The organism is Microbacterium sp. USHLN186 (assembly GCF_037145155.1).
Taxonomy (GTDB): domain Bacteria; phylum Actinomycetota; class Actinomycetes; order Actinomycetales; family Microbacteriaceae; genus Microbacterium.
In genome coordinates, this window is the sequence record NZ_JBBCYA010000001.1 from 553,744 (window position 1) to 563,710 (window position 9,967).

General features: G+C 69.2%; 11 protein-coding genes and 1 tRNA gene. 3 read left to right on the forward strand and 9 right to left on the reverse strand.

All coding sequences use genetic code 11. The annotated features are described in order from the left end of the window. Positions 1-36 precede the first annotated feature (36 nt). Positions 37-120, forward strand: a tRNA-Leu gene (locus WFG93_RS02585). Positions 121-173: 53 nt separating this feature from the next. On the opposite strand, the gene WFG93_RS02590 is transcribed toward WFG93_RS02585, so the two are convergent. From WFG93_RS02590 to WFG93_RS02610, 5 genes are all read right to left on the reverse strand, one after another. Continuing rightward, positions 174-1,340, reverse strand: coding sequence for an IS481 family transposase (locus tag WFG93_RS02590; protein ID WP_336644749.1), 1,167 nt, complete (start codon positions 1,338-1,340; stop codon positions 174-176). A 154-nt stretch (positions 1,341-1,494) separates the two neighbouring features. Then, positions 1,495-1,809: a DUF7882 family protein gene (locus WFG93_RS02595; RefSeq protein WP_336644750.1), complete on the reverse strand. Its 315-nt coding sequence runs from the start codon at positions 1,807-1,809 to the stop codon at positions 1,495-1,497. A gap of 28 nt (positions 1,810-1,837) precedes the next feature. After that, a complete protein-coding gene (locus WFG93_RS02600) occupies positions 1,838-3,067 on the reverse strand; it encodes an alanine racemase (protein WP_336644751.1) in 1,230 nt (409 codons plus the stop codon). Positions 3,068-3,088: 21 nt separating this feature from the next. Further along, the gene (locus WFG93_RS02605; protein ID WP_336644752.1) at positions 3,089-4,150 is read right to left on the reverse strand and encodes a carboxylate-amine ligase; all 1,062 of its coding nucleotides are present in this window, start codon (positions 4,148-4,150) and stop codon (positions 3,089-3,091) included. Between the two features lie 74 nt (positions 4,151-4,224). Further along, positions 4,225-4,395: a CsbD family protein gene (locus tag WFG93_RS02610; RefSeq protein ID WP_336644753.1), complete on the reverse strand. Its 171-nt coding sequence runs from the start codon at positions 4,393-4,395 to the stop codon at positions 4,225-4,227. Between the two features lie 645 nt (positions 4,396-5,040). Between WFG93_RS02610 and WFG93_RS02615 the strand changes: the two genes are divergently transcribed. After that, entirely contained in the window at positions 5,041-5,247 is a 207-nt protein-coding gene (locus WFG93_RS02615) for a cold-shock protein (protein WP_071641060.1), read from the forward strand. Between the two features lie 67 nt (positions 5,248-5,314). Here the strand turns inward: WFG93_RS02615 and WFG93_RS02620 are convergent, their stop codons facing one another. The 3 genes from WFG93_RS02620 to WFG93_RS02630 are packed head-to-tail and all read right to left on the reverse strand — an operon-like array spanning position 5,315 to position 7,943. Further along, positions 5,315-5,983, reverse strand: coding sequence for an HAD hydrolase-like protein (locus WFG93_RS02620; protein WP_336644754.1), 669 nt, complete (start codon positions 5,981-5,983; stop codon positions 5,315-5,317). 31 nt (positions 5,984-6,014) lie between these two features. Next, the gene (gene nucS / locus WFG93_RS02625; RefSeq protein ID WP_336644755.1) at positions 6,015-6,710 is read right to left on the reverse strand and encodes an endonuclease NucS; all 696 of its coding nucleotides are present in this window, start codon (positions 6,708-6,710) and stop codon (positions 6,015-6,017) included. A 9-nt stretch (positions 6,711-6,719) separates the two neighbouring features. After that, positions 6,720-7,943 carry an MFS transporter gene (locus WFG93_RS02630; RefSeq protein WP_336644756.1) on the reverse strand — a complete coding sequence of 408 codons (1,224 nt, stop codon included), beginning with the start codon at positions 7,941-7,943 and terminating at the stop codon, positions 6,720-6,722. Positions 7,944-8,003: 60 nt separating this feature from the next. Between WFG93_RS02630 and WFG93_RS02635 the strand changes: the two genes are divergently transcribed. Next, on the forward strand, positions 8,004-9,083 hold the full coding sequence (locus WFG93_RS02635) for a LacI family DNA-binding transcriptional regulator (protein ID WP_336644757.1): 1,080 nt from the start codon (positions 8,004-8,006) through the stop codon (positions 9,081-9,083). 29 nt (positions 9,084-9,112) lie between these two features. Here the strand turns inward: WFG93_RS02635 and WFG93_RS02640 are convergent, their stop codons facing one another. Further along, positions 9,113-9,928, reverse strand: coding sequence for an aldo/keto reductase (locus tag WFG93_RS02640; protein ID WP_336644758.1), 816 nt, complete (start codon positions 9,926-9,928; stop codon positions 9,113-9,115). Between the last annotated feature and the right edge of the window lie 39 nt (positions 9,929-9,967).

The following is a 9,967-nucleotide window of genomic DNA, read 5'->3' on the forward strand; positions in this document are numbered from 1 at the left end:
AGCCTTTCGGGGTTGAGTTCTGCGGAACGAAACGATGCGCGAGTGGCGGAATAGGTAGACGCGCTGGCTTCAGGTGCCAGTGCTCGCAAGGGCGTGGGGGTTCAAGTCCCCCCTCGCGCACAGTGTGATGTCTCAGGACATCGTGAACGACTGAACCCCCGGTTTCCGGGGGTTCAGTCGTTTTTGCGTTGGTAGTTCTTGGTGGGGTCGAGGGTGAATTCTGCGATGAGTTCGCCGGTGTTCAGGGTGATGATGGTGGCGTTGCTGTTGTGGACGAGGCAGATGATCTCGGTGCGGGCGTGGGCGCGTCCGATGCCGAGGTGGAGGAGTCGTCCTGAGCGGCGCAGGGTGATCTTTCCGTCGTTGTCGATGGTGTCGTAGCGGACGCGCCAGATGTTCGGATCGGCGGGTTGGGTGGGAGCCGCTTTCGGGATGAGCTCGTAGGCGAAGGCGGGGGTTCTGCGGCCGATGCCGCGGTGCGGGCGGGTGTTGTTGTAGTAGTCGCGGAATGTGTCGAGCGTGGTTTGCAGCTGTGTCAGGGATGCGGCGGGGTGTGCGTGGAGGTATTTCTTCAGGGTCTGCCAGAAGCGTTCGATCTTGCCTTGGGTGGTGGGTTTGAAGGGTTTGCCGTTCTTCTGGGTGATCCCGAGGTCGGCGAGGAGTGTTTCGAAGCCGTTGCCGGCGCCGTCTGGGCGTCCGCGTCCGCCGCGGGCGAGGCGGGTGGTGTAGACCATGCCGTTGTCGGTGAGGGTGGCTGTGGGGTAGCCGTGGCGGGCGGCGGTGTCGGTGAACGTGTCGGTGACGGTGCGGCCGGTGACGCGGCGGTGTGCGCTGAGGTGGAGCATGTAGCGGGAGTGGTCGTCGATCCATCCGATGACTTCGGTGTCGGTGCCGTCGGTGAGGGTGACGTGGGTGAAGTCGGATTGCCAGAGCTCGTTGGGGCGGTCGGCGGCGAATCGGCGCCAGGATGAGCGGGGTCGTTTCTGGGGTTGCGGGCTGACTTTCCCGGTGGCGGTGAGGATGCGCCAGATCGTGGTCCGGGACAGGTGGGTCTTCTCGTGCGAGAGGTGGGCGGCGATGGTGTCGGCGCCGGCGTCCAGTCCCTGCGCGGTGAGTTCGTCGCGTAGCGCGATCACCCGTAGCCGGACTGATTCGGGAGTGCGGTTGGGAGTGGATCTCGGTCGTCGGGATCGTGGCTGGTAAGCGGCTTCGCCCTCGGTGAGCCATCGGTGGTGGAGCTTGTGCACGAGGGTCTTTGACACTCCGTAGCGTGCAGCGACCTCCCCGTAGGAGCGGTGCTGCACGGTGACGGCTTTGATCAGGATCTCGTACTTGGCCACCCGTTCACGATGTCCTGAGACATCTTCACCCTGCGACGCAGCTCGTTCACGATGTCCCGAGACACCCGTTCACGATGTCCTGAAACCAGACACCCCCTCGCGCACAGTGTGAAGGCCCCGGATCATCCGGGGCCTTCCTCGTCTCCGGAGCGGTTCAGCTGTGTGACGGCGCGGGGATGTACTCGTCGAGCACCAGTTCCCCGCTGGCGTTCAGCGCCGTCATGATCGACGCGATCCGGTCGGGGTCGATGGGGTGCATGGTGGCATCGTCGAACCCGAACTGCAGCGGGATCGCCGGGTGCAGCCAGATGGTGGTGCGCGCGTCCTCGCCGCCGTCGTGACGCACCCAGGTCATCAGAAAGCTCTCGTTGCGGCGGAGCTTGGTGCCGATCACGATCTTCAGGTGCGCGAGGATCACGTCGTCGATGATGACGGGCGCCGCGGTGCCGTCATACTTCAATCTGCCCATAACTGGATGATAGGCCGCCGATGAGCGGTCAGTGGAACAGAGTGCGGACCCGCGACAGCGGCCGTCGGTCGTCGTCGACCACGGTCAGCTCTCGCCACTTGTCGAACGTGGTGCAGGGGTGCGACGCGCCGAAGGCCACCAGGTCGCCGACGGCGAGCGGCGGGACCGGCTGACCGTCGTCCCGCTGATCCACACGCAGCACACTGTGCTGGTCGTACATCGCCGTCGGGGCGATCTCGGGCATCGAACGCACCTGCCCGTCGCGCGCGTGCAGGATGGTGACCGGCGGGGCGTCGTCATACGACATGTCGCGCCTGCCGGCACCCACGACGACGAGGCCCGGCTCGGGGATGGAGAGCACGGCACCCCAGACCTCCAGCGCCGGCCGGAAGACCGGCAACGGATGATGCGCGGTCACCGTCTGCTGTGCGCGCCGGTACCGTCCGTGATCGTGCGGCAGGTAGCAGCCGCTGCGCAGCACCACACGGAGCTGCTCGGCGGGGAACGCGGCGCGCACGCGGTCGGCGACGGCCGGGTACAGATCGGAGCCGCCGAAGCTGGCCAGGGGTCCGCCGCGCCAAAGATCGCTGGGATCCGCGTGGCCGGCAGGCCGGGCGGGCGCCGCCGGCAACAGGTCACTGTCGAGCAGGCGCTCGATCGCCGCCACCGCGTCGTCGAGGTACTCGACGGTGCGCGTGGCGCGGACCGCCTCGGGCTCGGGCCAGAGGATGCCCTCGTACCCGGCCAGTCCGCGCAGGCGCAGCATTCGGCTGTTCGCCACCGCCGCAGCGACGGTCAGGGCCTCGTCGGCCGTGCGCACTCCGGTGCGTCGGTCGGCGACACCGAAATCGATGAGCACGTCGAGCGCGTCGAGCTCGGGCCCGGAGCGGGCGAGTCCGGCGTCCATCCGCTCCACTCCGGCGACGGAGTCGACGAACACCATGACATCGGCGCCCGCGCGGCGCACCTGACAGAGCACGGCGAGATCCGCTGCGGTGACCATCTCGTTCGCCACCAGGAGCCGGCGCGCACCGGCATCCGCCATCGCGGCGAGTTGGGCGGCGGTCGCGACCGTCGCGGCGACAGCACCGTGCCGCTGCTGCAGCCGCCACAGCTCCGGGCTCATGTGCGTCTTGACGTGAGGGGCGAGCAGCATGCCGCGCGCGGCGACATACTCGGCCATCGCGCCCGCATTGTGCTGCAGGGCGGAGTCGCACAGCAGCGCGGCGGGCAGGGGCACCTCGTCGAGCGCGCTCATGTCTTCACGGTATCGTCGCGCTCACCAGCGCCGGTAGAGATGGGCCAGCGCGTCCACACCGCCGGATGCGTGCGCGCGCAGCTGCCGCTCCGAACCCGTGCCCTCGCTGCGGAGGCGGGCGAGATGGTCGTCGACGAAGGCCGAGTCGCCCAGCTCCTCGAGGGCAGGGCGGATGCCGTCCAGCATCCGCTGCGCCGCCTCCCATGCTTCCTCCACCTCGCCGTCCGGGGCGAACAGCCGGGAATGCATGCCGTGGCGGGCAGCCGACCACAGCGCGGCGTCCAGCTCAGCCGCGGGTGGAGCGGCGTCCGGGACCTCGCCCGCGACAACGATCGCACGCATCAGCGCGGCCAGCAGCAGCGCGTCGTCCACGCGCAGCTGCGCGTCGGCGACGCGCACCTCGACCGTGTCGAAGCGCTCCGAGAGCCGCACCGCCCACGAGGTCGATGCGCGCGAGGGAAGCACACCGATGCGCACCAGCCGGTCTATGGTGCGGTGGTACTCGTCGGCGTCGTAGAACGCCGGCGGCGCCCACGACACCGGCAGGCGGCGGATCAGGATGCTGCGCCAGCTCGCCAGCCCCGACGCCACGCCGTAGGTGAATGGCGAGTTCGCGCTGAGAGCGAGCAGCACCGGCAGCCAGCCGCGCACGCGCCGCAGCGCCTGCACGCGCTGCTCGTCGCCGAGCACCTCGACGTGCACGTGCAGGCCGTTCACCGCGTGCTGCCGGGTCAGCTGCCCCAGCAGCGTCGACACATCGTCGTAATGCGCGGATGCCGAGATCAGCGGCGCCCCGAACTGCGCAAGGGGAGCGCCGGTCGCGGCGACGAGCGAATGCGGCGGGGCGAGATCGGCGAGCAGCCGCCGCATCGCGCTCAACTGGTGCCCGGCCGCCTCGAGCGTGCCCACCGGATCGGTCGCGCACTCGAACTGACTGGTCAGATACTCGGAGGTGATGGTGCCGCCGGCCGGTGCCGGGCCCTTCACACGATCGACGAGACCGCTGCCCGACAGTGGCACGAGCGCGGAATCATCCAGCAGCAGGAACTCCTCTTCGACGCCGAAGCGGGCGCGTTCACTCATCTCTTCTCCTCGCAGACGACGAGCGCCGCCGACCGGGGGTCGGCGGCGCTCGAGCGGCTCAACAGCCGGGAAGATCAGTTGAAGGCGTCCTTGATGTCATCGCCGACCTTCTTGGCGTCAGCCTTGACCTGGTCGCCCTTGCCTTCGGCTTCGAGGCTCTGGTTGTCGGTGGCGTCACCGATGCCTTCCTTGGCCTTGCCCACCATCTTCTCGGTGTTGTGCTTGGCGTCGTCCATGGCTCCCATGTCGCTCCCTCCGTTCACGGGCGGGTTCCCCGCCCTGCCTTACGTGGAGCTGACAGCATCGCACTCGTGCATCACGTATCGCCAAGGGATTGACAGCACGAGAAGGTCGCGTTATCGCGGGGTGCGTCTGCAGACGGCGCACCGGTATCGCTCGCAGACATGGGTGCGGCTCGGAGAGGATCGTGCGCCTCGCTGTGCGAACGCTTCCTCTCCGAGCCTGCAATCCCCAGGTGTCCTTCAGGTTGTGCTGAAGGTGTGCGCGGTGGGATCTGATCGCTTCTCTGCCGAATCCCCCTTCGGCAGCGGTCACTCCCCAGTGTGTCCGACGATCACCGCGTACATTCGGTCCCTTCCTTCACTTCCCCAAGAGTAAGGTGAGGGTGCCGCTCTCATCATGGCACTCTTTTCTCGATTTGTCCCCCATTTGGGGGACAAATTTTTCTTTCCGCGTGTATGCTGGAATCTGACGTACCCTCCGGTCGTCTTCGGCCCTCACCGCTCCCCCCGCGGTGGGGGCCATCCAATTTCCCGTGCAACATTTCCATCACCTTCTGCTTCGCCCTGTTGCCGAGCGGGGCGGCTGGGATAGCGTTAGCGCAGCCGGGGCATCCTGCGTCGGCATGGCAATCAGCAGAACGGCAGTAAATGAGCACCCAGGGCACGGTCAAGTGGTTCAACTCGGAGAAGGGCTTCGGCTTCATCTCCCCCGACGACGGCGGCGCCGACGTTTTCGCGCACTACTCCGCCATTGCATCCAGCGGCTACCGCTCGCTCGACGAGAACCAGCGCGTCGAGTTCGATGTGGCGCAGGGTCCCAAGGGCCTGCAGGCTGAGAACATCCGCCCTCTCTGAGGCGGGTTCCGAACTCCCCGGGTGTGCCGACAGGGCGCACTCGGGGAGTTCTGTGTTTTCGAGGGGCTCAGCCCAGCAGCAGCGCGCGCAGTTCGCCGGCGTCGGCGACTCTGGCCTTGGCGCCCGCCGCCTCGGCGGGCACGCCGAAGCCCCACTCCGAGAAGATCACCGGAATGCCGTGCTCGGCGGCGCCGTCGACGTCGTGATGGCGATCGCCGACCAGCACCGGACGCGAGACGTCAGCCCCCGCCGAGCGCAGCCGCTCCAGCGCCTGGCCGACCACGAACGCCTTCCCGTCGTGATTGCCGACCGTGCCGACCCGCGCGCCCGACACCGCGGTGAAGAGCGGGGTCAGCTCGTAGTGGTCGAGGATGGCGCGCACCTGGTTCTCGGGCTTCGTGCTGGCAGTGGACTGCGGGATGCCGGCGGCGTGCACTTCGCGCAGCACATCGGGCACCCCCGGGTACAGCTCCACGGACGCCGCGTAGCCGTCGGCCGCAGCCAGGGCCCGGTAGCGCTGCACCGCCTCTTCCGCCTGCGCGGGATCCATTCCCGCCCGCACCTGGAAGGACTCCTGCAGGGGCGGTCCGATCCACAGCGACAGCGATGCGGCATCCGGCTCAGCCAGCCCGTATGAGGTGAGCACCTCACGCAGCCGGGGCAGGATGCCGGGGGAGGCATCGGCGATCGTGCCGTCGACGTCCCAGAGGATGCAGGTGTAGGGCGAAGCAGGCATGACTTCAGCCTACGCGCGCGCTCGCCGGCACTCAGAACAGGCGGGGGATGCCGGACTCGATGCCCTTCATGCCCTCGTAGTCCAGCACGACGCAGCGGATGCCACGGTCCTCGGCGAGTACGCGTGCCTGAGGTTTGATCTCCTGCGCGGCGAAGACTCCGGTGATGGGGGCGAGATGCGGATCGCGTCCCAAGAGGTCGAGGTAGCGGGTGAGCTGCTCGACACCGTCGATGTCGCCGCGACGCTTGACCTCCACGGCGATCGCGGCGCCGTTGGCATCGCGCACCATCAGATCCACCGGTCCGATCGCGGTGGGGTACTCGCGGCGCACGAGCGTCGCGCCCTCGCTGATGAGGTCGACCTGCTCGGCGAGCAGGCGCTGCAGGTCGGCTTCGACGCCGTCCTTCTGCAGCCCGGGATCGACGCCGAGCTCGTGCGCGGAGTCGTGCAGGATCTCGTAGATCTGCACGCGCAGCGCATCGCCGGTCTTGCGGTGAGTGACCCGCCACACCTCGATCACTCCGGCGCCGGCCTCGTCCTCACCCGGCACTTCGGGCGTGAGCGAGCACGGCGGACTCATCCAGTTCAACGGCTTGTAGCTGCCCCCGTCGGAGTGCACGAGCAGGCTGCCATCGCCCTTGTGCACGAGCAGGCGGGTGGCGAGGGGCAGGTGCGCGTTGAGTCGACCGGTGTAGTCGACTGCGCAGCGGGCGATGACGAGACGCACCCGACGAGCCTACTTCGTCAGCACCGGCTCCTCGGCGCGCAGCGGCTTCGCGGCCGACGAGAACAGCCCCGACATCACCACGAGCGCGACCAGGATGAACAGCGTGTTGAGCAGCCCGATGTGCTCGCTGATCATCCCGAGCACCGGTGGGCCGCCGAGGAAGGCGACGTAGCCGATGGTCGCCGCGGCGCTCACCCGGGCTGCGGCCTTGGCCGGGTCGTCGGCCGCGGCCGACATCCCGAGCGGGAATCCGAGCGAGGCGCCGATGCCCCACAGGGCGGCTCCGAGCAGTACCAGCGGAAGCGGGTCAGCGAGGATGAAGAGCAGGATGCCGGATGCGGCGGCCACCGCGAGCACGCGCAGCACTGCCACGCGACCGAAGCGGTCCACGAGCGGCCCGCCGAAGAGTCGGACCAGCGTCATGCCCACCGAGAAGACCGTGAGCGCGAGCGCGCCCATGCCGACCGCCTCGCCGTGGCCCTCCACCACGCCGAGGGCGATCCAGTCGTTCGCCCCGCCCTCCGCGAACGACATGCCGAGCATGACGACGCCGAGCGCATAGGTGCGCGGCTCGCGCCACGCCTCGAGGGCGGTGTGCACACGCCGGCCGAAGGAGGGCTTCTCGGCAGGGGCCGCGACGGCGGCCGCCTCGCGCACCGGCACCTGGAAGAAGCAGACGACGGCGGCGGCGACGATGACCACGCCGATGATGCCGGAGTGGGTCGCCACGTTCAGGTGCAGCAGCGCTGCGCCCGCGCCGATGCCGGCGCCGATGACGGTGCCGAAGCTGAAGAAGGCGTGGAACACCGGCAGGATCGTCCGGCCCATCTGCTGCTCGATCGCGGTGGCCTCGACGTTCATCATCACGTCGACTGATCCGTTGCCGAAGCCGAACAGGGCCAGGCCCACGATCACCACGGGCACAGAGCCGAGCGCGTCGGTGCCCAGGCCGATCAGGGCTACACCGCTGCCGAACATGAGCATGCCGATCAGCATCCCCAGTCGTGCGCCGGTGCGGGCCATCACGATCGGCCCCGTGGAGATGCCGATGATGGAGGAGACACCCATGCACAGCAGCAGAAGGCCGATCTGCGCCTTGTCGATCTCGAGTGCCGCGGCGATGCTCGGGACGCGCGACGCCCAGGTGGCGATCGAGAGTCCGCTGGCGAAGAAGATGGCGAAGATCGCGGTGCGCCAGCGCACGAACTGCGAGCGGGTGAGAGCGATGTGCATCCGGCTATCGTAATCGAAACGATTCGATCCGTGCACCTCCCCGCAGGTTATCCTCGGAGGATGAGCAGCAGCGGGCGTCGTGCGACCATTGCCGACGTCGCTCGCGAGGCTCACGTGTCCACCTCGACGGCCTCGGTCGTCTTCAGCGGCAAGGTGAACGTCGCCGAGGCGACGCGCACGAAGGTGCTCGCCGCCGCCGCGCGGCTGGGGTACGCCGGGCCCGACCCGCGTGCGGCGTCCTTGCGCACCGGACGCAGCGGGATCGTCGGGGTGGTGCTGGGCGGGGAGCTGCGCGACGCGTTCCTCGATCCGGTCACCACGGCGATGATGGACGGACTCACCGACGCCCTCGCCGCGCTCAGCGCCGGCATCCTGCTGCTGCGCGACGATCCGCGCGAAGACGAGCCGCCGCCGATCTCGGATGCGCCGGTCGACGCGGTGGTCCTGATCGGCTGCTCGAGCCGTGCCCGCACGGCGCTCGAGGTCGTGCGCCGTCGCGGTCTGCCGGTGGTGGTGATCGAGGGGGATGCCGGCGACGACGCCCCGCAGATCACCCTGAACAACCGCGAGGCCAGCGCTCAGATCAGCCGCCACGTGCACGGGCTGGGTCATCGACGCGCGGCGACGATCACCCTGCCGCTGGATGTCGCACGCGATCGCGCGCAGCTCACGCCCGAGCGCGTCGCCGGGGCGACGGTGACCGTGACCGTCGACCGGCTCGCCGGGTTCTGGGAGGTGTACCCGCAGGCGCCGGGTGTCTCGGCGCGCGGCAGCCTCGTGGACGAGGGCATCCTCGCGGCGCGGATGCTGCTGACGGACGCCGACGGGGCGCTGCGTGCCGATCGGCCGACTGCCATCGTCGCGCAGAGCGACCTGCTGGCGGTGGGGGCGATCCGCGCCGCGGAGGAGCTGGGACTGCGCGTTCCACAGGACCTCACGGTGGTCGGCTTCGACGGCATCGCGGCGGACGGACTCGGATCCCTGCAGCTGACGACCATCGTCCAGCCCGCCCTCGCCAAGGGCCGCGCCGCGGGCGAGCAGGTCGCCCGGATGCTCGGCGGCGAGGACGGCGGCTCGGTGCACTTCACGTGTCTGCTGCGCGAAGGCGAGACCGCGGCGCCGCCGCCGGGGGTCGCCTAGACCGACGCGGCTTCAGCGGCGGCTCGGCGTCAGAGCATCTCGAGTGGAACCGGATGCCGGGGTGCAGGGAACAGCTCGTCCATCTCGGTGAGGACGTCGTCGTCAAGCGAGAGCTCACGCGCGGTGGCGTTCTCGAGGGCGTGCGCGACCGTCGCGGCCTTGGGGATCGCCAGCACGTCGCCGGTGCGCACCACCCACGCCAGCACGAGCTGCGCAGGCGACGCGCCGAGCGAGTCGGCCAGCTCGCGCAGGCGCGGGTCATCGAGCAGGCGCGCCTGCTCGAGCGGCGAGTATGCCATCACGGGAATCTGCTGCACACGCAGGACGGGGAAGAGGTCGAGCTCCGGACCACGCCGGATGGGGTTGTAGAGCACCTGATCCGTCGCGCACCCCGCGGGCAGCTCGGCGAGATCCTCCGTGTCGAAGTTGCTCACACCCCAGGCGAGGATGTCGCCGTCACCCTGCAGCCGCTCGAAGGCCGCGACTGTCTCGTCGACAGGCACCCCGCCGCGCCAGTGCAGCAGGTAGAGGTCGAGGCGGTCCGTACCCAGACGCTGCAGGCTCTGCTGCGCTGCCCGCCGGACGCCGGCCGCATCCGCGTGGTGGGGCAGCACTTTGCTGACCAGGAAGACATCATCGCGACGACCGGCGATCGCCTCGCCGACGAGGCGCTCCGAGCGCCCGTCGCCGTACATCTCGGCCGTGTCCACCACGCTCAGCCCGGCATCGAGGCCCGCGCGGATCGCGGCGATCTCCTCGTCGCGGCGGGCGGGAACGTCGCCGACGAACCAGGTGCCGATCCCGATCTCGGGTACCACCGGACCATGCGGAAAGCGGATGTTCATGCCCTCCAGGTTACGATCCGGCGCGCCGCATGGCGCGGC